This window comes from Serratia silvae (assembly GCF_023282985.1).
Taxonomy (GTDB): Bacteria; Pseudomonadota; Gammaproteobacteria; order Enterobacterales; family Enterobacteriaceae; genus Chania; species Chania silvae.
In genome coordinates, this window is the sequence record NZ_JAGQDC010000031.1 from 1 (window position 1) to 23915 (window position 23915).

The following is a 23915-nucleotide window of genomic DNA, read 5'->3' on the forward strand; positions in this document are numbered from 1 at the left end:
GTTACTCCCGGATTAATGCAGTCAGTATAAGTATGGCACTGTCTACCTTAGGAAGGGGCGTCCATCACATCATTACAAGTCCAGAGTCACGGTCAGGTGCTGAGCTGATTTGTAGCACGCTCAGTTTTCCTCTCCTTTTGGGTTAGGGTGAGGGGCATCACTTGCGGTCATAGAGAGTATAAAACTCATTTTTATCAGTATATTACATATTCAAATCCCACTACCTAGCACAACCTCGTACGTTAAGGGTATAATCTAAGGCATTATTTAATCGGTTTCGGAAACGAACATGGCAAAGCTAACATTACAAGAACAGCTGCTTAAAGCTGGACTAGTCAACAGTAAAAAACTGGCGAAAGTGGAAAGAACGGCTAAAAAATCGCGAGTTCAGGCTCGTGAGGCAAGAGAGGCCGTGGAAGAAAACAAAAAGGCACAGGTTGAACGTGATAAGCAGTTAAATGAGCAGCAAAAGCAAGCCGCGTTAGCTAAAGAATATAAAGCGCAGGTAAAACAGCTCATTGAAATGAACCGGATCGTTATCTCAAACGGCGATATTGGCTATAACTTCACAGATAATAATTTAATTAAAAAAATATATGTGGATAAAACGACCCAATCTCAATTGATTAGTGGACGTCTTGCCATTGCTCGTCTGATTACCGATAAGAACCCTGATGGCGAATACGCGATTATACCCGCTAGCGTGGCAGATAAAATTGCGCAACGTGATGCGAGCAGTATTGTATTAAATGCCGAGCTGAGTAAAGAGGCTAAAGATGAAGAAGATCCGTATGCCGATTTTATCGTGCCTGATGATCTGATGTGGTAAGCAACATTGTCTGATGTTTAACCGTATTCCGCCATCACCGCATCGATAAAACAGCGCAGTTTCTGCGTCGGATAACGGTTCGGCGAATACAGCAAATGCATTTCGCGCGAAGGTGCCTGATAATCTGCCAGGATCTGCGTCAACAGGCCGGAGGTGACGTAGGTTCTGAGTACCACTTCTGCCCCAAAATAATACCACCGCCGCTAAGCGCTGCAGACTGCAGCGCCGTAGCATTATTTGACTGCAAACGGCTGTTTACCTTGGCGGCGAGCTGCCTCCCCTCTTTGGTGAAAATCCACTCTTGCTCCGAGATGCGGGACCAATAGGTATATCCGAGACATTCGTGATCGAGCAGATCTTCGGGTTGGGCTGGAGTGCCATATTCAGCCAGATACCCCGGGGATGCGCGGGCAATTAGTTGGTAAGGTTTCAGTTTACGGCCAATCAGTGTCGAATCTGCCAAGGGTCCAATACGGATGACTGCCTCAAACCCTTCATCGGCAAAATCGTAATCGATACCAATAACTATTATCCCGAACGCGACGGTAATTTCGTCGAACTGGATCAACAACTCACCACCACCAGCGAAATGCTCGCCCGTCACCTTTATGCATCTCACGTTGTGAAGGCGTTTAACTCCATACGCGTCATCGAATCTGGATAAAGATGGCCGCCCACAAGGAGATGAGCAGCGCCGCGCTCTGCCCATCGCTGGGGATAATGACGATGCCAAAAACGGGTTAGCGATTTGATCAACCAGTTCGGTTTTAACGTGGTTGATGCGGCGCACTGAAAGAAGGCTAGCGTTTTCAGCGCGGCTCACCGCTCTACTGTGAATGGTTCAATCAGTCACAATTGAAAAAGTCTCTGGCGGACCTGATGCGTGAACAAGTAAACGCATAGAGAACTCCCCGCCTGCCACCTGGCAGTGCGGGAACATTTTGGTTATTTGAATAGCTCTGAAAAAACGCTGTTCTTCTGATGGCATAATTGCCTTCGGGCTAAATCATTGACATAGCGCCAAACCGTTTAAATAATAGCAAAAAAAATAAAATTATAAGTGGTGATGAATATCACAGAATGATAATTACATTGGCTATTCAGCATCAAAAGCTAAAAATAGGTTGACTCATAAATTATAGTCTATTCAAAGAGATAGTAAAATTGGAATGAAAATAAAACCTCATTATAAGGATTTTTAATGAATAAGTTAAAATTAATGACTCTCTCGATCTGCGCGGGTTTAAGCATGTTGGGTTACTCTTCGCTATCCATTGCACAGGATAAACTCGATAATCAAAAAGAGCTGAAAATTATCAGCTACAATGCTTACTGGGGAATGAAGTCCGATAAGTCAGAAGGGAAACAGAAGTTTATTGAATGGGCGAAAACGCAGGATGCCGATATTATCGCCTGGCAGGAAATGAACCATTTTACCCGTGACTCATTAGAAAAATTTGCCGCTGGCTATGGGCACAAATATGCGGTGTTGCTCAAAGAGTCTAACGATCCAACTAACGACGAATTCTTCCCAACCGCCATCACCTCCAAATACCCAATCGTCAACGTCCATAAACAGGTGGATAACCTGTGGCACGGCGCGCTATTTGCCAATGTGGGTAACTATCACTTTGTGGTCACCCATATGAACCCGTTCTGGACCTCGAAGCGCATCGATGAGATGGAGCTGATCCTTGACTCCATCAGGTACAGTAACGATCCGAACGGTAAGTGGATTATTGCTGGCGATCTCAACTCCTTCTCCCCGCTGGATAAGAGTGGCTATAACGAAAGTGTGATGGCCAAGGATCTGGCAGAAAAAGAGAAAGCCAGGCCGATCCTGCACAATCTGGTCAATGGCAAGATGGACTACACCGTTCAGCAAAATATTCTGGATCGCGGTTATATTGACGTACTGAAGCATAAATACCCGTCGACCTTTGTCACCACCGCGCCAACCAAGATCTTCTACGATCAGGCCAAAACCCCACTACGCTATGATTATATTTATGTCTCCCCAGCGATGAAAAACGATCTGGTTGACGTAAAAGTGCTTAAGGATGACTTCACCGATCAGTATTCCGATCATTATCCGGTCGAGATGATTATAAAAAATAATTAAACCAACCCATTAAAAAACCCGGAACTGGGCTGCGCCTGTTTAGCAGGGCTGTCCCCGTTCCGGGGACTTAGTTCTTTCAGGCCGTCTGGGCCTGCTTTTTGTAGATCGAACGGTAATGATTGAGCCGTTCGAAGAAACTGTCGCTCTGTTCACGCGACATATTACCCGCCACGCCGTTAGCATCTACTTCCCGCCCCTGAAACTCCAGGAATGCTACCGTAGAAGCGAGAAAATCCATGTTGCTGGTGTTCTTGGCATAGACATAACACTTTTCCAAAGTTTCCATGATCTCCTCCCCAACGTTTACAGTAAAGTTGACGTGCCACAAGCAGGATGGCAATCGATCATTAAATGCGCTGCAAATATAAGAATACTCTTGATGAGCAAAAAATATACACCATACGTGCGGTGCGATTAAAAAACGGCCAGAGGCTGCAGAAATACCTGGCGCGGCAAGGACGTCAATCTCTGGCATTGTTGTCGCCAACCGGTCACAATGCGGCTCACTTCCCCCCAAGCAGGAAATATGATGCCTTGCCACTATCCCGCCCATTACGCCTTCGATAGCGAAAGCGATGCCTGGCAAATTACCCTACGCGATTTCCCCGAGCAGCAGGCCGCCTGCTACAAACGTGAGGACGTCGAACTGGAGGCGCAGGAAAGCCTGCTGACGGCTATCGCCATTGAAATGGAAGAAGGGCGCCCGGTGCCTGCAGCCTCCGCATTGCAAAGCGGTGACATCGCCCTGCATTTGCCGGTGCTAGTGAAATTAAAGCTGGAACTGCATAACCACATGTTGAGCAGCAACACCTCAAAAGTGCTGCTGGCCCGCCAGATGGGGTTTAACGGCGCACAGATCGATCGGTTGCTGGATGTGGCTTATGCCTCGAAAGTCGAGGCACTTGAGCAAGCCCTGTTTCTGCTGGGCTACGAAGTGCATACCACGGTAGTGGCGATCCGCCAGCTATCAGAATAAATAGTTTGCCCAGAGAGTAAATTTTTGCCGTTTTGCGCCGATAGGGTTATTAAACAACCACCGATTGCAATAGTGAAGGCTAAAAATGGAACTCAACCGTCGTCATGTCTGGGCCGCTATCCTGCTTTCTTGTCTGGTCTTCTGGGCTATCCTGATTGCCAGCGTCAGCGCCGTGGCCTGATGCATTAACCGCTTTAAAAATCCCCCTTGTAGGGTAAAAAACCGGCAAGAAGTGTGATCAAAAACACAGTATTGAAATGGGTAGGATTTTGGGAGTACATTAGCGCCGATCCTGTTGTGATTCCTGGATAACCTCAAGGAACTTGAATCGCAACGACCGGTAAATCGTAGCTCAGGACGTTGTTCCTTCTGATTGAAGAACCCGCCACCTGTCGCTGATTTGCCACAAAATACTCAGACAACAATCGGGATCGTTGGTTTGCGAGGACTCCACAAGGAGTTGTTCCGTGAAATACTTTTTGATGGGCGTTTCATTCATGCTGGTTGCATGGGTAGGCACCTTCATGCTGATGGTTGCCTAACCGCAACCTCGCCAGGTACATAGACAAAGGGGCGCAGAAGCGTCCCTTTGTTGTTTGTGCACCACGGACTATTTACCGGGCATCATCCGGCGCATGGTGTCGTCACCCCGCACATAGTGATGATAAATCGCGGCCAAGGCATGAATGCCGATGATGAAATACCCCGTGTTTGCCAAAGTTTCGTGCACCATTTTCAGCGTGCGGCGTATGCCCGCATCGGGCGTGACCCACTGCGGCACCTGCCAGCCCAGCAGCATCCACTGTTTGCCACCGTAGGCCAACGTCAAGAAGCCCAAGATCGGCAACGATAAAAACAGCAGATACAGCACCAAATGAAGAATTTTCGCCCCTAGCGCCTGCAATTCCGGCAAGGCCGGAGTGATCGGCGGCGTAGGATGCCGGTGGCGTAACCCAAGGCGGATAAACATCAATACAAACACCGACAGCCCAAAGTTAAAGTGCAGATCCTTCACCAACGCCACGCTGTCATCCGGCACCGTATCCTTCAGCAGTATGGCACTGTAAGTCAGGATCACCATCACCAGCGTCAGCCAGTGCAGCAGGATTTGTGATTTTGCAAAGCGAACGCTCATAGAGACTCCCAAAAACTACGGTAGTAGCTGAGCATAGCGGATAACAACTGAAGAAAACCTTAAGTAGAAGAAAAATCAGGGTTGTGGACCATTAACACGCCCCTCACCCTAACCCTCTTCCACAGGGGACTGATCGAGCATGTTTGAAATTGTAGTGACTTACCTTGGATGAGAGACAATCGAGTTTGCTGAGATTATCTCCCTTTGGAAGTGAGGGGGAACAGCGATAGCCAAGTCTCAGGCCCCCCCTCAAGATGGGATATTATTTAGTAGCAGGGGCTACCGTTTTAGCTGGTTTGATTAACCCATCGGCACGGAACATCGCCTTGATACCACGCACCGCCTGGCGGATACGATCCTGGTTTTCAATCAATGCAAAACGCACATGGGTATCGCCGTAATCCCCAAAACCGATCCCCGGCGATACGCACACTTTAGCCTCCGCCAACAAACGCTTGGCGAACTCCAGCGACCCCAAGTGCGCGTAAGGCTCAGGAATTTTCGCCCACACATACATCGAGGCTTTCGGGTTCTCTACCATCCAGCCGGCTTCGTGCAGCCCTTTCACCAGCACGTTACGACGCTGGCGATACTGCTCGGCAATGTCCAATACACACTGCTTATCCCCTTCCAATGCGGCAATAGCGGCCACCTGAAGCGGCGTAAAGGTACCATAGTCGTGGTAGCTTTTAATCCGCGCCAACGCGTTTACCAGCTCAGGGTTACCCACCATAAAACCAATCCGCCAGCCGGCCATATTATAGCTTTTCGACAAGGTGAAGAATTCTACCGCAATGTCTTTGGCTCCCGGCACCTGCATGATCGAAGGCGCTTTCCAGCCATCATAGACGATATCGGCGTAGGCCAGATCGTGGATCACCAGCACATCGTACTGCTTCGCCAGCGCCACTACCCGCTCAAAGAAATCCAGTTCTACACACTGCGCCGTCGGGTTAGACGGGAAGCCCAGGATCATCATTTTTGGCCGTGGAATGGTTTCACGAATGGCGCGCTCCAGCTCACCAAAGAAATCCACGCCGTCCACCAGCGGCACCGAACGTACCTGTGCACCGGCGATCACCGCACCATAAATGTGGATCGGGTAACTTGGGTTGGGCACCAGCACCGTATCCCCGTGATCGAGCGTCGCCAACATCAGATGTGCCAGGCCCTCTTTCGAGCCGATGGTCACAATGGCTTCGCTCTCAGGATCGATATCAACCTGATAGCGTTCCTGATACCAATGCGAAATAGCACGGCGTAGGCGCGGAATACCACGTGAGGTTGAGTAGCCATGCGTATCGTCACGTTGGGCTACGGTACAGAGTTTCTCTACGATATGCGGCGGCGTCGGGCCGTCCGGGTTACCCATGCTGAAATCGATAATATCTTCCCCGCGACGGCGCGCGGCCATCTTCAGTTCGGAGGTGATATTAAACACATAAGGGGGCAGGCGTTCGATGCGCGTGAAACGGCGCGGGTTGTTGTCAGACATAGTTACCTCGAAGAGACGTTAGCGCCCGGACCATCCGAGCGACGCTGGCCACAGAATGGCCGAACATCGAACATAACTCAGCCTTGTCAGGCTGTCGAGTCCCCCGCATAACAATTTTTTACCGGTTGGCAGCCGCAAATTCCCTCGCCAACAGCCCTAACCGCCAGTCATTACACCATCGGCCCGCCAGGCGGAAATTGTCACGCAGCGTCCCTTCCAGTTGAAAACCGCAGCTCTCCAACAGACCCCGTGAGGCTAAATTCCCCTCTGTCACCGTGGCATATAATTTGTGAAACCCGCAGGCATTGAAAGCAAAGTCCAAGATCACAGGCAGCGACTCTTTCCCATAACCTTTCCCTTGCCCTTCCGGCAGGCTGCCAAAGCCCACTTCGGCCTGCCGACAAGGGGACCATTCAGGGCGAAACCCGGTCATTCCCACCGCTTGACCGCTGCTTTTTTCTCTCATCACCAGACACAGCCAGCGATCACAATGCTTATCCCATGCGGGTAAGCGTGCTTCGAAACGTTCGCGGATCTCGTGTTCTGGCAGCGGATCGGCAATGTAACGGATCACCTGGGGATCCTGGAACAGACGTAGGAATAACGGCCAGTCATCTGCCGTTAGTGATGTCAGCAGCAAGCGGGGTGTTTCCAATTTCATCAGGTAAATCTCCGAAAATCGAAAATGAGGAAGTTACGAATGAAAGATATCCCTTTATTTTCCCCTATTAAACCCAGATAATCATTAACGAGGTTACAACAAAATAGCAACTTTATAACGCTACCCTACCACCCACCATCCTCGCCCACCGGCGGGCCAAGGAGAACACCATGGCTTCATTACTCATCGATGATATTCCTGCCGCAATAAAAAGCGTCAAGGAGCAGTTACGCCAGGCTCTACCCAGCTATCGCGAAGTCTTCCTGGAACTGGAAGACAATATTCGCCAGCAGGTGGATCAAATCCGTCAGGAACTGGCCAACGGCCAGGACCCAGTGCCGCAGGTGGACGCCGAAGATATTCTGCAACAACGCGTTACCGAACAACAAGTTGCCATGATTAAACAGCGTGGCGTGTGCGCTATTCGGGGCGTATTCCCGCGCAGCAAGGCCGAGTCCTGGAATCAGGAGATCGGCAATTATCTTGAGCGCAATAACTTCGTCGAGCGGCTAAAAAATGCCGCCGAAGATAACTACTTTGGCAAACTGGCTGCCAGTAAGCCACAGATCTACGGCATTTACTGGTCGAAGCCTCAGGTCGAGGCTCGTCAAGATCAGCGCATGCATGCGGTGCAGGTGTTCCTCAACAGCCTGTGGGCAACCGAAAGCAACGGTAAACAGCACTTTGACCCAACGCGTGTTGCTACCTATGCCGACCGTACCCGCCGCCGCCCACCAAACTCCTCTTCGCTGGGCCTTTCCCCGCATGTGGATAGCGGCACCATCGAGCGCTGGCTGGATGAGAATTTCCGCTATGTCTATCGTCACGTGTTCTCCGGCAACTGGCAGCAATACGATCCCTTTGCCGCAGATGGCCGCACCGAAGTGCGCGAGATCGCCTCACCGGCAGTTTGTTCCATGTTCCGTACCTTCCAGGGCTGGACAGCGCTGACACCGCAACGTACCCATGCCGGTACGCTGAACGTGGTACCGATCGCCAACGCCATGGCCTATATCCTGCTGCGTGCCCTGCAAGACGATGTGACGGATGACGATCTGTGCGGAGCCGCACCGGGCCGGGCGCTATCTATCTCGGAACAATGGCATCCCCTTTTATTAAGTGGGTTATCCCCTATTCCCGATCTGGAACCGGGAGATACGGTATTCTGGCACTGTGACGTGATCCATTCGGTAGAAAACGAGCATAACGGCGAGTTCGACAGCAACGTGATGTACATTGCCGCCGCGCCGGGTTGCGAAAAGAACGATGCCTATCTGCAACGCCAGTTGCCAAGCTTCCTGTCAGGCAAAAGCCCGGCGGATTTTGCGGCGGATGATTTCGAAGTGGATTTCATTGGCCGCGCCACCGTTGAGCTACTGACGCCACTCGGCAAGGAACAGCTGGGTATCAAATAGACCTGATGACCGCGGTGTGCTCCGGCCACCTCGGTCATTGCCACGCTGTGATATACTGTGTTCTCCCGTTTGTCGCAGTGAGCCGCCCGTTGTGCACCCTGTTTTTGAAATGTTGTTAGCGGTATTTGATCGTGCCGCCCTGATGTTGATCTGCCTGTTTTTCCTCACCCGCACCCGGCTGTTTCGCCAGCTGTTGCAAAAGGAAGATCATACTCCGCTGGAACTGGCCGCAGTCACGGCCATCTTCTCTCTGTTCGCCCTGTTCAGTACCTATTCCGGCATCAATGTCGAAGGCTCTCTGGTTAACGTGCGCGTGATCGCTATCATGGCCGGGGGGATCCTGTTTGGCCCCTGGGTCGGCATCATTACCGGCATTATCGCCGGATTGCACCGCTATCTGATCGATATCGACGGTATCACCTCAGTTCCCTGCCTGATCACCAGCATTATTGCCGGGATCGGCGCCGGTTATATCAACCTGAAGGTGAAGAAAGGCCAGCGCTGGCGTGCCGGGATCTTGGGGGGCATGCTGTGCGAAACGCTCACCATGCTGCTAATCGTTGCCTGGGCCAAACCCACCGAACTCGGGCTGGACATCGTGTCTAAAATTGCCCTGCCGATGATCCTCGGCACGGTGTGTATCGGCCTGATCGTGCTGCTAGTGCAAAGCGTCGAGGACGAAAAAGAGGTGATTGCGGCGCGGCAGGCCAAGCTGGCGCTGGATATCGCCCGCAAAACGCTGCCCTATTTCCGTAATATCAATAGCGAATCGCTGACTACCATTTGCGAAATTATCCGCCACGATATCAATGCCGATGCGGTCGCCATCACCGATACCCAACATGTACTTGCCTACGTTGGCGTGGGAGCAGAGCATTACCCACTCGGGCGCGCAGGGCTGAGCAGCGTCACGCTGGAAAGCATCCAGCAGGGCAAAATCATCATCAAAAACAACCTCGAGAACCAGACCGCACCGCAGATCCATTCCCAGTTGGTGATCCCGCTGTGGGAAAAGGGCGAGGTGACCGGGGCGTTGAAGATTTACTACTGTCATGCCCATCAGATCACCAATACGCTGAAGGTGATGGCGGTGGGCCTGTCGCAGATTATCTCCACCCAAATGGAAGTCTCACGCATCGAGCATCTGCGCCAAATGGCGGACAAGGCCGAAATGCGCGCGCTTCAAAGCAAAATCAACCCACATTTCCTGTTTAACGCGCTGAACGCCATCTCGTCTTCGATCCGGCTGAATCAGGATACCGCCCGTCAGTTGATCATCAACCTGTCGCGTTACCTGCGCTATAACCTGGAACTGAACGACGAACTGATCGATATCCGTAAGGAACTGCACCAGATCCAGGACTATATCGCCATCGAGCAGGCACGCTTCGGCAGTAAGCTGACGGTAATTTATGACATCGACGACGATATCTCGGTACGCATCCCCAGCCTGCTGATCCAGCCGCTGGTGGAAAATGCCATCGTGCATGGTATTCAGCCCTGCAAGGGCAAAGGCGTAGTGGTGATCGCGGTGAAAGATCGGGGCGATCGTGTCAGGATTTCGGTGAAAGATACTGGCAACGGCATCGATCCGAAGGTGATCGAACGCGTAGCGCGCAATGAAATGCCGGGCCACAATATCGGCCTGCTCAACGTACATCACCGGGTTTCACTGCTGTACGGCGAAGGGTTGCGCATCCAGCGATTGGAGCCGGGAACGGAAATCGCCTTTTACGTCACCAAAAACGGCAATAAGCTGCATAGCGAAAACAGCCCACAACCAGCCGGGGAGCCGTTATGAAAGCCATCATTGTGGAAGATGAGTTTCTCGCCCAGCAAGAGCTGACTTATCTGATTAATAAACACAGTAACATCACCATCGAAGCCACCTTCGAAGATGGTTTGGACGTGCTGAAATACCTGCAAAACCATCAGGTAGACGCCATTTTCCTCGATATCAATATTCCGTCGTTAGACGGCGTATTGTTGGCGCAGAACATCAGCAAGTTTGCCCATCGGCCGTCAATCGTGTTTATCACCGCCTATAAAGAACATGCGGTAGAGGCATTTGAGATCGAGGCGTTCGACTACATCCTCAAACCGTATCATGAAGCACGCATCATCACCATGCTGCAAAAGCTGGAGGCATTGCATAACCGACCGACGCAGACGCCGGAGCCTAGCGCACCAGCGAATCGCACCAGCCACAGCATTAACCTGATCAAAGACGAGCGTATCATCGTCACGGATATCAACGACATCTACTACGCCGCCGCCGATGAGAAGGTCACGCGGGTGTATACCCGGCGCGAAGAGTTTGTGATGCCGATGAATATCACCGAGTTTTACCAACGTCTGCCGGAGGAGTTTTTCTTCCGCTGCCACCGTTCGTATTGCGTCAATCTGGCCAAGATCCGGGAAATCGTTCCCTGGTTCAACAACACCTATATTCTGCGGCTGAGCGATCTGGATTTTGAAGTCCCGGTCAGCCGCAGCAAGGTCAAAGCGTTTCGCCAGTTGATGCGTCTGTAATTACCAGCGTGGGCCATAATATGCGCGTTGGCGATGTTGGTACCACCAGCGCGGTTCACGCCAGCGGTAGCCATCCCAGTAATGGCCACGGTCATCACGATCGCCAATGTGCACCGACATACCGGGCACGTTGATGCCGACAGAAATATCCGCATGGCTCACCGCAGGCAGTGATAGCGGCAATAACTCGGCCAATAACAACAGCACTTTTTTCATCAGGTCTCTCCCAGAGAATGGAACGGGCCCATTTACCGATCACAGTAGTTCCGCACCGGTACGCTCTCTACAGGACGAAAAACCAATTACGCCTTGCAGGCATATCCTTCACAATGACCACACAGTTGCCACGGCGGTTTGGCCATAATTCTGACATATCTTTGATGTAGATCACGCCCGTCAGGCCGCATTCCAGCGGCTTTTTAGCCCTTATTCGGCAACTCATGCAACGATAATGGCATTTCATTCCTCGGTAACGGCAGTTCATTCCCGATCCGCCATTGGCAACCATCGCCCCCTTTATAATAGGCCCATACCGCAGGGCTCTGGTGCCTTGCTAATTTTGCCAATAGGCAACGCCAATACAGGAAGGAGACCGGCCATGAACAGCAAACCGGCAAATCGCAGCTTAATCGTTCTCGGCACCATCATCTGCCAGATGGGCCTTGGCACTATCTATACCTGGAGCCTGTTCAACCAGCCGCTGGTGGACAAGTTCCACTGGGGTCTTGGCGATGTCGCTACCACCTTCTCGATCACCAGCTTCTTCCTGGCCTTCGCCACCTTGTTCGCCGGTAAACTGCAAGAACGTTTCGGTATTCGTAACCTGACGCTGGTCTCCGGCGTGCTGGTCGGCCTGGGGTTGATTGCCAGCGCCCACGTGCAATCGCTGGATATGATTTATCTATTAGCGGGCGTGGTGGTCGGTTTTGCAGTGGGTATTGCTTATATCTCTACGCTGTCCAACCTGATCAAATGGTTCCCGGACAACAAGGGGCTGATTTCCGGCATCTCCGTCGGGGCATTCGGTAGCGGCAGCCTGTTGTTCAAATACGTTAACGCCGCCCTGATTAGCGGTGCCGGTGTCTCTGCCGCCTTCTTCTACTGGGGCGTAATCGTGATGGCGCTGATTGTGCTGGGTTCCATGCTGCTCAAAGAACCGGTGCAGGTTAACCAACAGGCTAACCACGGCACGCTGGGCAACGATTATACCGTGCGCCAGATGCTGGCAAGCAAAGAAGCCTATATGTTGTTCGTGATTTTCTTCGCGGCCTGTATGAGCGGTTTGTATCTGATCGGTATTGTTAAAGACATGGGCGTACAGCTGGCTGGGATGGATTTGGCCACCGCCGCCAACACCGTTTCCGCCGTGGCAATCTTCAATACCGCAGGCCGCATCATTCTGGGCACCCTGTCGGATAAAGTGGGCCGTATGCGCGTCATCAGCTTCACCATGCTGGTCACCATTCTGGCAATTGCCGCACTGAGCTTCGTGACGCTGAGCCATACACTGTTCTTTATCTGCGTCGGTGCGGTCGCTTTCTGTTTCGGCGGCAACATTACCGTCTTCCCGGCGATTGTCGGTGACTTCTTCGGCCTGAAAAACCACAGCAAAAACTACGGCATCATTTATCAGGGCTTTGGTCTGGGCGCGCTGGCCGGGTCGTTTGTTGCCAACCACTTCGGCGGCTTCCACGCGACTTTCATGGTGATGGGTGCACTATCGGTGATTTCACTGCTGATCACCCTGTTTATCAAGGCGCCGAAAGCGGTTGAGCAGGAAGAAGAGTCTCACGCAGAGCCAGTATTAGCTAAAGCCAACGGCTAATGGCCCCTCCCCCTCTACCACCTGTCTCTTGATCAGATCTCCTGATCAAGAGACAGCCCTTTGGGAGAGGGTTGGGGTGAGGGATATCCCCAGCGTCTGCCGTAGATGAGCGCCAGCCCCCAGCAGCCCAGGTTGAGAATGGGTGATCATAAAGACCGGAACTTCACGCACGTAGTCTTTAAAGCGCCCCTTGTCTTCAAAGGCAACGCGGAACCCGGAAGCCTTGAAGAACTCCATAAAGCGCGGCACGATGCCCCCGGCAATATACACCCCGCCAAACGTCCCCAGATTCAACGCCAGGTTGCCGCCAAACCGCCCCATGATCACGCAGAACAGGGACAAGGCACGGCGGCAATCGGTACAGCTATCCGCCAATGCACGCTCGGTGATATCTTTGGGCTCCAGCTTCTCAGGCAGGCGTTTGTCCGCCTTGACGATGGCGTGATACAGATTTACCAGCCCTGGGCCTGACAACACGCGCTCCGCAGATACATGCCCAACCTCACCACGCAGCACCTCCAGGATGATGCCCTCCTCTTCGCTGTTCGGCGCAAAGTCTACGTGGCCGCCCTCACCCGGCAGGCTTACCCAACGGCGGTTAACATGTACCAGATGCGCCACCCCCAGGCCAGTGCCCGCACCGTAAACGGCAATCGGTTTATCCTTTTGCGCTTTACCACCGCCAAACTGCAACACGTCATCTTCGGACAGCATCGGAATAGCCATCGAAACCGCAGTAAAATCGTTAATCACTTCCAGGTGCTTTAAACCCAGGCTCTCTTTCATTGCCTTGATGGAGAAGGCCCAGGTGTGATTAGTCATGGCGACCCAATCCTCCGTTACCGGGCAGGCGATGGCGATACAGGCATCCTGAACCTCCAACTGCAGTTCGGCCAGGTATTGGCGGATCACCGCTTCCAGGCTGGCAAACTCCAGACCAGAATAGGTTTTAGCCTGGGTGATCTCACCCGACTCGACAGTGCACAGCGCCAGGCGGGCATTGGTGCCGCCAACATCACCTACGAGGGCATAGGTCATCGGTGTTTCTCCATAAAATGAATAATGCGAAATTGGGTACACTGTAAAATCACGCCGCCCAAACAACAATCTGCATTCTGCGGCCCGCTGCTCAATAGCGATCCAGATCACAAAAATCGTTTCAGCCAGGCCACATTTCACCGATTTATACCGGCGGTTACAGATTGGCGCAAAATTCTTACGCTGACCGGCATCGCCGTTGGGCTGATCGTACGCTTCGTGCCGGGCCAGATCCGGCTACTGAGTCGCTGATAGGTATGCCTTTGCCGCTGACCGCCGTGCCGGGGTTAGCGTTAGCCTTGATGGTCTGCCTGGCAGGTGGCGTCAGTTGGGGCCGGAAAACCCGATCACCCTATTCAAAGGGTTGGATGTTGCATCAGCATGTCCCGGCTGTTCCGGCAGCAATCACCGTTTCCTGCGCCATTATGGGCTGGTGCTGGTGGTGACCCGCGACGGCTGGCTGAGCCTGTTTATGGCCGTGGCGGTGGTGCCAGAGCTAATACTGTGTATTGTGATGCAGCCCGCTTGGTTAGTGCTGGCGGGCAAGCCTTTGATGCTGGTGGTAAAAAAACCGCCTCCACATGAAGATTAGGCCAACGCGTACTCGGCCGCAGCGTGCGCATGAATGGCCGTGGTGTCGAACACCGGCACCGCGGCATCTTGTGCGCTTACCAATAGGCCGATCTCGGTGCAGCCAAAGATAATCCCCTCGGCGCCCTGCTGTTCCAACTTGGCAATAATCCGGCGATACTCATCGCGTGAGGCATCAACGATCTTACCCAGGCACAGCTCTTCATAAATGATGCGGTGTACGATATCGCGATCGGCCGCATCCGGCGTGACCACTTCAATAGCAAATTTATCCTGCAAACGCCCACGGTAAAAATCCTGCTCCATGGTAAAGCGCGTGCCGAGCAAGCCAACGCGGCGAATATTTTGCTGCCGCACCTGCAATGCCGTGGCATCGGCAATATGGATCAGCGGTAGGCCACTGGCCTGCGCCACCACATCCGCCACCTTATGCATGGTGTTGGTACAAATCACAATGGCCTCAGCACCGGCAGCACGTAACGAGGCTGCGGCCTTCGCCAGCAAACGGCCTGCGCCTTCCCAATCCCCCTGGTGCTGCAATCGTTCCACCTCATGAAAATCCACGCTGTAGAGCACGATTTTGGCCGAATGCAAGCCACCAAGCCGCTGTTTCACCTGCTCGTTGATCATTCGGTAATAGGGGATGGTGGATTCCCAACTCATGCCACCCAATAATCCCAACACTTTCATTCGGTTCTCCTTGGCTTTGATTCACTATCAACCAGACATTACCCGAGAACGACCTGACTGACGAAGCAATTATTTGCTGCGCGAGCTGCTAAGCTGGGCCTGGCGCGGCTCGAACCAACGCTGGCGCAGGGTATCGTAGAGCCAGTTATACGCCATGGTATAGGGCAGGAAGAACAGGAAGAAACCGATCTCCAACACAAAGGCCTGCCACAACGAAATATTGAGCATAAAGGCGGCTATCGGCAAACCAATCAGCACAAACCCGGCTTCAAAGCCAAAGGCGTGGCCAATACGCACTTTCAGCGTTCTGACCACTCGGCTCACTGGCCACAGCCGATCAAAGATCGAGTTATAGACAATGTTCCACAGCATGGCGACGGTAGATAACATGATCGCCAGCGCCCCTACCTGCGCCATCGAACGGTTAAGCAGCCATGAACCCAAAGGGGCACAGATCATCACGGCGATAGCTTCGAACCCCACGGCGTGAACGATACGTTCAACCAACGACTTGTTTTGCAACTGCATACTTCACCTGCTTTGTGATCATTATTGAAAAAGTCAGGTGATTATCATCGGTTTTTTGCGTAGATTAAAAATAGGTTCCATCGATAAAGTAGATACCTCATGCGCTATTCCCCAGAAGCCCTACTGGCCTTTGTTGAGGCCGCCGCGTTAGGCTCCTTTTCTGCCGCCGCACGCAGGCTGCGCAAAAGCCAGTCCACCATCAGCACCGCCATTGCCAACCTGGAGGCGGATCTTGGGCTGACGCTGTTCGATCGGCAGGCGCGCCAACCGGTATTGACGGAGTCTGGCCGCAAGGTGCTGGGCCACGTGCAGGAAATTCTTGCGGCCAGCGAACGACTCGATGCGCTGAGCATCCGTTTGGGGGACAATATCGAACCACGGCTGACCATCGTGTTTTCAGATACCTATCAGCCCAACCATCACGACAACCTGCTGAAGCATTTCGAGCGGCGTTATCAGGATATTGAGCTGGAATGTATGATCGCCGAAGGGGAAGATGTGCTGGATCTGCTACAGACTGGCCGCGCCCACCTGGGGATGCTGGCGGTACAACCCACCTACCCGCCCGAGATCGCCGTCGCCAGGCTGCCTGAACAGACCGAAATGGGGCTGTTTGTCGCTCATGATCATCCGCTGACCCTTATTCCTGCCCTGACACAGGCACACCTTGCCAGCAGCCGCCAACTTTACCTCAACACTTATACCGGCAACACCGTGCCAAAACCGCGCGGACGGGCCTGGTCGGCACCCAGCTATCTGATGCTGTTAGAGATGGCGGAACAGGGGGCGGGCTGGGCGATACTGCCGCACTGGCTGGTCAAACAGTACGGGCGGCAACGACTGACAGAACTGAAAATGCGTGGCTGGCCACAAACCATCTCGGTCGACGCCGTATGGTCCAAGCTTACCCCGCCGGGGCCAGCGGGGCTGTGGCTATTGGATCGCCTGCTGGAAAATGCCGCCGATCAAGCCGCCGCATTACGCGATTGAATGGCCCGCGACACGCTAACGAGCAGTTCGGGAATATTCATGTTTGGCAGACCAATTAGCGTGATCTGGCACTCTGACAACCCAAGTGGAAGCGCATACACTGAATATCATTTCCCGCCGTCGATGAGGATCCTATGGTTTATCAAGCTGAGCCAAACCGTTACCAGAATATGGAATATCGCCGCTGTGGCCGCAGCGGGCTGCAACTTCCGGCCGTTTCACTCGGTATGTGGCACAACTTTGGCGATAGCACGCTGCATGACAATGCGCGCAGTCTGGTGCATCGTGCCTTCGATCTTGGCATTACCCACTTCGATCTGGCCAATAACTACGGGCCACCGCCGGGTTCTGCCGAGGAGAATTTCGGCCGTATTCTGCATCAGGATCTCCTGCCATATCGCGATGAGCTGATTATCTCTTCCAAGGCAGGCTACACCATGTGGCCTGGCCCCTACGGTGACTGGGGATCGAAGAAATACCTGGTCGCCAGCCTTAATCAAAGCCTGCAACGCATGCGGCTCGACTATGTGGATATCTTCTACCATCACCGCCCTGACCCAGATACGCCGCTGGAAGAAACCATGACGGCGCTGGATTTGATAGTCCGCCAAGGGAAAGCGCTGTATGTCGGGTTATCGAATTATCCGGCTGAGCGAGCGCGGCACGCATTTGCCATCCTGCAGCAACTTGGCACCCCTTGCGTGATCCACCAGCCGAAGTACTCGATGTTTGAACGCTGGGTGGAACCCGAGTTGCTGGATACGCTGGAAGCGCATGGCGTGGGTTCTATCGCTTTCTCTCCGCTGGCCGGAGGCATGTTGACCGACCGCTATCTACAAGGCATTCCTCCCGATTCCCGCGCTGCCAGCGGCAGCCGCTCGCTGGCTCCCGAGCAGATTACCGAAGCGAAACTGCAAAAGGTTCGTCTGCTGAACGCACTAGCTGAGCTGCGTGGTCAAAAGCTTTCGCAGATGGCGCTGGCCTGGGTATTGCGTAACGATCGCGTCACTTCCGTTTTAATCGGCGCTAGCAAAGTTAGCCAGATTGAAGATGCGGTCGGCATGTTGGCCAACCGTAAGTTCAGCGCAGAAGAGATCGCCAAGATCGAGCAAATCCTGATGTAATCGCTTACAAATCGCCGATGCGTTATCGGCGTTTTTTTCACCTTCCGCCTCAGATAACTCCCAATCCCTTGAATGCCCCATGGCTTTCAGAATTTCCCCAAAGGCGCAGTCCCCTCACGGCGCTAACATCCCTCGGATAAATACCTCATGGATTTGACGCATAGCGTTAAAGAGCGAGGAATAACAACCGTTTGCATGGCCAAAACCTATACCGATGAACGTGCTTCATTATCGGTCCCCGGCCAAGGAGCCTAAATGTTTAAACCTCTGTTTACCGCTGCCATTCTGGTGGCGCTGTTCATGCCCATAGCCCATGCCAGCAGCGTCAATATTGATTTGCTGCCTGGGGTCTCATTGCAGATTGGTGACCAGGACAAACGCGGCAATTACTGGGACGGTTACGACTGGCGCGATCGCGACTGGTGGTATGGCCATCAGGGGCGTGATTTAGGGGAGCGCAGCCGCCGAGGCTACTATTGGGATGGTTATCGCTGGCGTGACCGCGACTACTGGCACAAAAACTACTACTACCACGATGGCCGCTACCGCAAGGCGGATAAATACTATTACAAACAGTATAAAAAGCACCATTATAAGAACAAGCATCATCACAAAAAACACCATCACGACCATGATGATTGACCCCTCACTCCAACCCTCTCCAACAGGGAGAGGGAGCTGATCGGCATCGTAAACAGGTGCAGAAGTCAGTCTGTAGCACGTTTCATCCCCTCACCATGAGTGAGGGTTAGGGTGAGAGGAGCTATCCTAAAGCAAATTGCTAAACAGCAGATAACCGTTGAGCCCAACCACCACCAACACTATCAGTTTGCCAAGATTCTGGATCAGGCGGCCGTTGACCATATCCCCCATCAGTTCACGGTTGCCGGTAAACGCCAGCAGCGGCACCAACGCCAGGGCGATACCAAAGCTCAGCAGCACCTGGCTCAAAACCAGAATACGCGTCGCATCCATCCCCATCATGATGACAATAAACGATGGCAGCATGGTGACCACCCGCCGTACCCAGATAGGGATATAGAAGCGGACAAAACCCTGCATCACCACCTGCCCCGCCAGGGTGCCTACCACGGTAGAAGAGAGACCTGCTGCGACCAAGCTCAGGCCAAAGATGGTGGCAGCCGCATTGCCGAGTAGCGGCTGCAACGTCAGATAGGCTTGGTCGAGATCGGTAATGCCGCTGTGGCCGTTGAAATGGAATGCGGCGGCGGCGGTGGCCATCATCGCCAGGTTAACAAAACCGGCGATGGTCATGGCAATCGCCACGTCCAACTTGGTGGCAGAATAACGTTCGGCTTTAGAGTCTTTACCGGCAGTCTGCGTCAGCGAAGAGTGCAAATAAATCACATGCGGCATGATGGTTGCCCCTAACACCCCTGCGGCAAGAAACACCGCGTCACCGTTCGGCAAATCCGGGATCGCCATCCCTTTAAGTAACCCACTAATCTGCGGCTGGGAAAAAACCAGTTCTACTATATAGGCCATTGCCACAAACAGCAGCAGGCCGCCAATCACCAATTCCAGTGGCTTTTGCCCACGCTTTTGCAACATCAGGATCAGGAAAGTGGCAATGCCGGTGAGGATTGCGCCTTCTAGCAGCGTCACACCCAACAGCATTTTAAAACCGATCGCGGCACCAATAAACTCCGCCAAATCGGTGGCCATGGCGATAATCTCCGCCTGCACCCAATAGGCCCACACTGCCGGGCGCGGGAAGCGATCGCGGATATGTTCGGCAAGATTTTTACCGGTAGCGATGCCGAGTTTGGCAGACAGCAGTTGGATCAGCATCGCCATGACGTTGGCCCATACCACCACCCACAGCAGCGTGTAGCCAAAAGAAGCGCCAGCTTGAATATTAGTGGCAAAATTACCGGGGTCGATATAGCCGATGGCGGCGATAAAGGCTGGCCCCATCAGAGAAAGTTTGATCTTTCTGGACGGGCGGCTGGAGGAAGTATTGTTAACCGCGCGACTGTTCAGCATAACGAAAACCCTTACTAATTTTAGCTCACCTTCATCTTTACCCAAGTGATAATGATTATCAAGTGCATTTGCAGCGATAATTGTTATCTCTGCGATAGCCAAAAACGAAGGTTTTATCGAACAGATCGCATGAAATCTTGGCGTTTCCATCTACTCTAGATCACAAGGTTCAGAGCGGATCACGCTTGATAATAAAACTAGCACAAAAATGCCATGAATACGCATATTTATTAACATCTTGATCTTTGGTGCTTTGCCGTCATAGATTAAGACTATCTCCACTATGATTTTCCATATTTGCAATGAATGTCTCGTTTTTAAACTTGGCGTTACATAAAATGACAACCGAAATTCAGCCTGCCTCAAATTTGGAGCAAACATGTCCCATATTGCGCACTTTGCGTTAGCGTTAGTGGTGGTTGCGATCCTGGCTCTGTTAGTGTGCCGCGATCGTAAAAACATCCGCATCCGCTATGTTATTCAGTTGTTAGTTATTGAAGTGCTACTGGCCTATTTCTTCCTGAACTCGGAAGCAGGTTTAGGCTTTGTAAAAGGCTTTGCAGCAATGTTCGACAAGTTGCTCGGGTTTGCGGGGCAAGGGACTGATTTTGTGTTCGGCGGGATGGGTGATAAAGGCCTGGCCTTCTTCTTCCTGAAGGTACTGTGCCCAATCGTGTTCATCTCTGCCCTGATCGGTATTCTGCAATACATCAAAGTGCTGCCGTTTATCATCCGCATCATCGGGACCGTGCTGTCTAAAGTGAACGGGATGGGCAAACTGGAATCCTTCAATGCCGTCAGTTCGTTGATCCTGGGCCAGTCTGAGAACTTTATTGCCTACAAAGATGTGCTGGGCAAGATGTCAGAAAAACGCATGTACACCATGGCCGCTACCGCGATGTCGACAGTTTCCATGTCCATCGTTGGTGCGTACATGACCATGCTGGATGCCAAATATGTGGTGGCGGCGCTGGTATTGAACATGTTCAGCACCTTTATCGTCCTGTCATTGGTCAACCCTTATGACACCAGTAAAGAAGAAGAGCTGCACCTCGGCAATCTGCACGAAGGCCAAAGCTTCTTTGAAATGCTGGGTGAATACATTCTGGCAGGCTTCAAAGTGGCGATTATCGTTGCCGCGATGCTGATTGGCTTTATCGCTCTGATTGCCGCGCTTAACGGCCTGTTCAGCGCCATCTTTGGCCTGAGCTTCCAGGAAATCCTAGGCTACTTCTTCTATCCATTTGCCTGGATCCTTGGCGTACCTAAGCATGAAGCGTTGCAGGTTGGCAGCATCATGGCAACCAAGCTGGTTTCCAACGAATTCGTCGCCATGATGGAACTGCAGAAAATCGGTGCTGAGCTGTCCCCGCGCAGTATGGGTATCCTGTCCGTGTTCCTGGTGTCCTTCGCCAACTTCTCTTCTATCGGTATCGTAGCCGGTGCGATTAAAGGGTTGAACGAGCATCAGGGCAACGTGGTTTCACGCTTCGGTCTGAAGCTGGTTTACGGCTCGACCCTGGTTAGCCTGCTGTCAGCAGCCATTACAGGCCTGGTTCTGGGCTAACAGCTTTAGAATCGACAAGTTCTAGTCTTAAGACGCCCGATGAAGTTTATCGGGCGTTTTTTATTTGATGGCCCAATGACAATACTGCTCGAACTGAAGGGGAGGAATAGACACAACATGCGGCGGCGTTCTTACAGCACAAAAGCAAAAAGCCGACCCAAGGGTCGGCTTTTCAAATGGTGGTGGAGCTAGACGGGATCGAACCGTCGACCTCTTGCATGCCATGCAAGCGCTCTCCCAGCTGAGCTATAGCCCCACAAAAGTGGTACGCGTTAACCGTGCGTTACGGTATTCCCCAACCTTCCTGAGATAAAAGGTTGGTGGAGCTAGACGGGATCGAACCGTCGACCTCTTGCATGCCATGCAAGCGCTCTCCCAGCTGAGCTATAGCCCCAATCCACAATCACGAAATCCTGTGAACGGGGCGCATGATATGAAACCCCAGAAATCCTGTCAACGGCTAAATTGAATTCCTCGACCAAGCGCTGAAAAAGCCGCCAAATCAGCGCGTTTAATGCTAAAAAACCATCGCTTTGGGCACAAAACAAACCAGCAAGAAAAAAGCCCCGCGAATCGCTTCGCAGGGCTTTGTCGGTTTAGCTGACAACTAACGGTCAGGCTTGCGCTTCACGCTCGGCAATATAAGCCAACGCCTGATCAATACGCTTGAGGGAACGAGCCTGGCCGATAGCATGTACGGTAACGTCCATGCCCGGTGACTGGCCAGCGCCAGTGACCGCGACGCGCAATGGCATCCCTACTTTGCCCATACCCACGCCCAGTTCATCTGCGGTGCCCTGAATGGCGTCGTGCACGTTCTCTGGCGTCCAGTTGGTAATAGCGGCCAATTTGGCGCGTACGGCCTCTAACGGCTGGCGTGCGACCGGGCGCAGGTGTTTCTTCGCCGCATCGGCATCAAACTCGCTGAAGTCCTGGTAGAAGTAATGACAAGACTCCGCCATCTCCTTGAGCGTTTTGCAACGCTCGCCCAGCAGTTTGACCAGATCTTTCAGCTCTGGGCCATTGCGGGTTTCGATCCCCTGCTGCTCAACATGCCATGCCAGATAGACCGCCACTTCTTCCGCTGGCATATGGTTAATGTAGTGATGGTTCAACCACTGCAGCTTTTCGGTGTTGAAGGCGCTGGCAGATTTGTTGATCGCATCCAGGGTGAAGAACTCTTTCATCTCATCAATAGAAAAGATTTCCTGATCGCCATGGGACCAACCCAGGCGCACCAGATAGTTCAACAACGCCTGCGGCAGATAGCCGTCATCACGGTATTGCATCACACCAACGGCGCCGTGGCGTTTAGACAGCTTTTTACCATCATCACCCAGGATCATCGATACATGGGCATATTCCGGCACCGGTGCGCCCAGCGCTTTCAGGATGTTGATCTGGCGCGGCGTGTTGTTGATATGGTCTTCACCACGGATCACGTGGGTGATTTCCATGTCCCAGTCATCGATCACGACGCAGAAGTTATAGGTTGGCGCACCGTCGGTACGGCGAATGATCAGATCGTCCAGCTCCTGGTTGCTGAATTCGATCGGGCCACGGATTTTATCGTCGAAGATGACCGAGCCTTCCTGCGGGTTACGGAAACGCACTACGTGTGGCTCGTCATCAGTGTGGCTGCACTGGCTATCACGGCAATGACCGTCATAGCGTGGCTTCTCACCGTTTTCCATTTGCTTTTCGCGCAGCGCTTCCAGGCGTTCTTTCGAGCAATAGCACTTATAGGCCGTTCCCTGTTGCAGCATTTCATCAATCACCGCGTTGTAGCGATCGAAACGCTTGGTCTGGAAGTACGGACCCTCATCCCAATCCAGGTTTAACCAGTTCATGCCATCCATAATTGCGTCGATAGCTTCCTGGGTTGAACGTTCGAGATCGGTATCTTCGATACGCAATACAAACTCACCGCCGAAATGGCGGCTGAACAACCAGGAATAGAGCGCAGTACGAGCACCGCCGACATGAAGATAGCCGGTCGGGCTTGGGGCGAAACGGGTTTTGATTTTCATTGGGTTCACTGCCTTATTACGCAACGCGTGTCAGCGGAGTGCCGACGATTGCTCGGAATGTAAAATAGTGGACGACATTCTACCACTCCATGCTAATTCCTCAACGCCGACACGCTATCGGCCGCTACGCTTTGCGGCCCGCTACGCACGATACAGTGCAAAGAATCGTCCTGGTCGGCGATAAATATCGCATCCTGTCTAAATTTGCGGCGAACGATTGAAATCATTTTAAAAACCATTGACTCACTTTCAACTATCCCTATAATGCGACTCCAACAAGACGGGGTGATTAGCTCAGTTGGTAGAGCATCTCCTTTACACGGAGGGGGTCGGCGGTTCGAGCCCGTCATCACCCACCAT

24 protein-coding genes, 3 tRNA genes and 2 pseudogenes are annotated in these 23915 nt (G+C 52.6%); 14 read left to right on the forward strand and 15 right to left on the reverse strand.

Translation table 11 applies throughout. The features are described 5' to 3' along the window. Positions 1 to 289 precede the first annotated feature (289 nt). Positions 290 to 829 (forward strand): DUF2058 domain-containing protein, encoded by a 540-nt coding sequence (locus KAJ71_RS22360; RefSeq protein WP_248947669.1) that lies wholly within the window; start codon positions 290 to 292, stop codon positions 827 to 829. A 17-nt stretch (positions 830 to 846) separates the two neighbouring features. On the opposite strand, the gene KAJ71_RS22365 is transcribed toward KAJ71_RS22360, so the two are convergent. Further along, a complete protein-coding gene (locus KAJ71_RS22365) occupies positions 847 to 1005 on the reverse strand; it encodes a type 2 periplasmic-binding domain-containing protein (protein ID WP_248947670.1) in 159 nt (52 codons plus the stop codon). Next, positions 969 to 1652 carry a LysR substrate-binding domain-containing protein gene (locus KAJ71_RS22370; protein ID WP_248947671.1) on the reverse strand — a complete coding sequence of 228 codons (684 nt, stop codon included), beginning with the start codon at positions 1650 to 1652 and terminating at the stop codon, positions 969 to 971. The genes KAJ71_RS22365 and KAJ71_RS22370 overlap by 37 nt, the downstream gene beginning before the upstream one ends. Before the next feature lie 378 nt (positions 1653 to 2030). On the opposite strand from KAJ71_RS22370, the gene KAJ71_RS22375 reads away from it, so the two are divergent. Beyond that, positions 2031 to 2951, forward strand: a complete 921-nt coding sequence (locus tag KAJ71_RS22375) for an endonuclease/exonuclease/phosphatase family protein (protein ID WP_248947672.1) — start codon at positions 2031 to 2033, stop codon at positions 2949 to 2951. Positions 2952 to 3027: 76 nt separating this feature from the next. On the opposite strand, the gene KAJ71_RS22380 is transcribed toward KAJ71_RS22375, so the two are convergent. After that, positions 3028 to 3237 (reverse strand): glycogen synthesis protein, encoded by a 210-nt coding sequence (locus tag KAJ71_RS22380; protein ID WP_248947673.1) that lies wholly within the window; start codon positions 3235 to 3237, stop codon positions 3028 to 3030. A gap of 243 nt (positions 3238 to 3480) precedes the next feature. On the opposite strand from KAJ71_RS22380, the gene KAJ71_RS22385 reads away from it, so the two are divergent. Together KAJ71_RS22385 and ypdK are read left to right on the forward strand one after the other, a co-directional pair. Then, positions 3481 to 3927, forward strand: coding sequence for a type II toxin-antitoxin system HicB family antitoxin (locus tag KAJ71_RS22385; RefSeq protein ID WP_248947688.1), 447 nt, complete (start codon positions 3481 to 3483; stop codon positions 3925 to 3927). Positions 3928 to 4394: 467 nt separating this feature from the next. Further along, positions 4395 to 4469, forward strand: a complete 75-nt coding sequence (gene ypdK, locus KAJ71_RS22390) for a membrane protein YpdK (RefSeq protein WP_099782600.1) — start codon at positions 4395 to 4397, stop codon at positions 4467 to 4469. 68 nt (positions 4470 to 4537) lie between these two features. Here the strand turns inward: ypdK and KAJ71_RS22395 are convergent, their stop codons facing one another. The 3 genes from KAJ71_RS22395 to KAJ71_RS22405 form a co-directional block, all read right to left on the reverse strand. Next, positions 4538 to 5062: a cytochrome b gene (locus KAJ71_RS22395; protein ID WP_248947674.1), complete on the reverse strand. Its 525-nt coding sequence runs from the start codon at positions 5060 to 5062 to the stop codon at positions 4538 to 4540. A gap of 262 nt (positions 5063 to 5324) precedes the next feature. Next, positions 5325 to 6557 (reverse strand): alanine transaminase, encoded by a 1233-nt coding sequence (gene alaC, locus KAJ71_RS22400; protein WP_248947675.1) that lies wholly within the window; start codon positions 6555 to 6557, stop codon positions 5325 to 5327. Positions 6558 to 6675: 118 nt separating this feature from the next. After that, positions 6676 to 7218, reverse strand: a complete 543-nt coding sequence (locus tag KAJ71_RS22405; RefSeq protein WP_248947676.1) for a GNAT family N-acetyltransferase — start codon at positions 7216 to 7218, stop codon at positions 6676 to 6678. A 170-nt stretch (positions 7219 to 7388) separates the two neighbouring features. Here KAJ71_RS22405 and KAJ71_RS22410 point away from each other — a divergent pair, with 170 nt between their 5' ends. The 3 genes from KAJ71_RS22410 (at position 7389) to KAJ71_RS22420 (ending at position 11165) form a co-directional block, all read left to right on the forward strand. Then, the gene (locus tag KAJ71_RS22410) at positions 7389 to 8633 is read left to right on the forward strand and encodes a DUF1479 domain-containing protein (RefSeq protein ID WP_248947677.1); all 1245 of its coding nucleotides are present in this window, start codon (positions 7389 to 7391) and stop codon (positions 8631 to 8633) included. A gap of 109 nt (positions 8634 to 8742) precedes the next feature. Beyond that, complete coding sequence (locus tag KAJ71_RS22415; RefSeq protein WP_283106859.1) at positions 8743 to 10434, forward strand: sensor histidine kinase; 1692 nt, start codon at positions 8743 to 8745, stop codon at positions 10432 to 10434. Continuing rightward, positions 10431 to 11165 (forward strand): LytR/AlgR family response regulator transcription factor, encoded by a 735-nt coding sequence (locus KAJ71_RS22420; protein WP_248947679.1) that lies wholly within the window; start codon positions 10431 to 10433, stop codon positions 11163 to 11165. Before KAJ71_RS22415 ends, KAJ71_RS22420 begins: the two co-directional genes overlap by 4 nt. A gap of 9 nt (positions 11166 to 11174) precedes the next feature. Here KAJ71_RS22420 and KAJ71_RS22425 read toward each other — a convergent pair. Next, a pseudogene (locus KAJ71_RS22425) lies at positions 11175 to 11381 on the reverse strand (DUF2502 domain-containing protein); the annotation flags it as partial. A gap of 382 nt (positions 11382 to 11763) precedes the next feature. Here KAJ71_RS22425 and KAJ71_RS22430 point away from each other — a divergent pair. Then, positions 11764 to 12990 (forward strand): L-lactate MFS transporter, encoded by a 1227-nt coding sequence (locus tag KAJ71_RS22430; RefSeq protein ID WP_248947680.1) that lies wholly within the window; start codon positions 11764 to 11766, stop codon positions 12988 to 12990. A gap of 45 nt (positions 12991 to 13035) precedes the next feature. Here KAJ71_RS22430 and glk read toward each other — a convergent pair whose 3' ends face one another. Continuing rightward, a complete protein-coding gene (gene glk / locus KAJ71_RS22435) occupies positions 13036 to 14028 on the reverse strand; it encodes a glucokinase (RefSeq protein ID WP_248947681.1) in 993 nt (330 codons plus the stop codon). A 269-nt stretch (positions 14029 to 14297) separates the two neighbouring features. On the opposite strand from glk, the pseudogene KAJ71_RS22440 reads away from it, so the two are divergent. Then, positions 14298 to 14620, forward strand: a pseudogene (locus KAJ71_RS22440) (ion channel protein); the annotation flags it as partial. On the opposite strand, the gene KAJ71_RS22445 reads toward KAJ71_RS22440, so the two are convergent. Both KAJ71_RS22445 and KAJ71_RS22450 read right to left on the reverse strand, forming a co-directional pair. Next, positions 14617 to 15309 carry an aspartate/glutamate racemase family protein gene (locus KAJ71_RS22445; RefSeq protein WP_248947682.1) on the reverse strand — a complete coding sequence of 231 codons (693 nt, stop codon included), beginning with the start codon at positions 15307 to 15309 and terminating at the stop codon, positions 14617 to 14619. The pseudogene KAJ71_RS22440 and the gene KAJ71_RS22445 sit on opposite strands and share 4 nt — an antisense overlap. A gap of 69 nt (positions 15310 to 15378) precedes the next feature. Continuing rightward, entirely contained in the window at positions 15379 to 15837 is a 459-nt protein-coding gene (locus KAJ71_RS22450; RefSeq protein ID WP_248947683.1) for a multidrug/biocide efflux PACE transporter, read from the reverse strand. A 99-nt stretch (positions 15838 to 15936) separates the two neighbouring features. Here KAJ71_RS22450 and KAJ71_RS22455 point away from each other — a divergent pair, with 99 nt between their 5' ends. From KAJ71_RS22455 to KAJ71_RS22465, 3 genes are all read left to right on the forward strand, one after another. After that, positions 15937 to 16827: a LysR family transcriptional regulator gene (locus tag KAJ71_RS22455; RefSeq protein WP_248947684.1), complete on the forward strand. Its 891-nt coding sequence runs from the start codon at positions 15937 to 15939 to the stop codon at positions 16825 to 16827. 134 nt (positions 16828 to 16961) lie between these two features. Next, entirely contained in the window at positions 16962 to 17951 is a 990-nt protein-coding gene (gene mgrA / locus KAJ71_RS22460; RefSeq protein WP_248947685.1) for an L-glyceraldehyde 3-phosphate reductase, read from the forward strand. Between the two features lie 255 nt (positions 17952 to 18206). Further along, a complete protein-coding gene (locus KAJ71_RS22465; RefSeq protein ID WP_248947686.1) occupies positions 18207 to 18593 on the forward strand; it encodes a DUF2502 domain-containing protein in 387 nt (128 codons plus the stop codon). A 126-nt stretch (positions 18594 to 18719) separates the two neighbouring features. Here KAJ71_RS22465 and KAJ71_RS22470 read toward each other — a convergent pair whose 3' ends face one another. Further along, complete coding sequence (locus KAJ71_RS22470) at positions 18720 to 19958, reverse strand: Nramp family divalent metal transporter (protein ID WP_248947687.1); 1239 nt, start codon at positions 19956 to 19958, stop codon at positions 18720 to 18722. A gap of 379 nt (positions 19959 to 20337) precedes the next feature. Between KAJ71_RS22470 and KAJ71_RS22475 the strand changes: the two genes are divergently transcribed. Beyond that, positions 20338 to 21525, forward strand: a complete 1188-nt coding sequence (locus KAJ71_RS22475) for a NupC/NupG family nucleoside CNT transporter (RefSeq protein ID WP_024485216.1) — start codon at positions 20338 to 20340, stop codon at positions 21523 to 21525. A gap of 180 nt (positions 21526 to 21705) precedes the next feature. On the opposite strand, the gene KAJ71_RS22480 is transcribed toward KAJ71_RS22475, so the two are convergent. The 4 genes from KAJ71_RS22480 to KAJ71_RS23490 all read right to left on the reverse strand — a co-directional run bounded on the left by KAJ71_RS22480 (position 21706) and on the right by KAJ71_RS23490 (position 23782). Continuing rightward, positions 21706 to 21781, reverse strand: a tRNA-Ala gene (locus tag KAJ71_RS22480). A 62-nt stretch (positions 21782 to 21843) separates the two neighbouring features. Continuing rightward, positions 21844 to 21919 (reverse strand) — tRNA-Ala (locus KAJ71_RS22485). Between the two features lie 220 nt (positions 21920 to 22139). Further along, complete coding sequence (gltX, locus tag KAJ71_RS22490; protein WP_024527144.1) at positions 22140 to 23555, reverse strand: glutamate--tRNA ligase; 1416 nt, start codon at positions 23553 to 23555, stop codon at positions 22140 to 22142. Positions 23556 to 23647: 92 nt separating this feature from the next. Next, positions 23648 to 23782, reverse strand: a complete 135-nt coding sequence (locus tag KAJ71_RS23490) for a hypothetical protein (protein ID WP_283106857.1) — start codon at positions 23780 to 23782, stop codon at positions 23648 to 23650. 56 nt (positions 23783 to 23838) lie between these two features. Here KAJ71_RS23490 and KAJ71_RS22495 point away from each other — a divergent pair. Beyond that, positions 23839 to 23914: transfer RNA gene (locus KAJ71_RS22495), tRNA-Val, on the forward strand. Position 23915 lies beyond the last annotated feature (1 nt).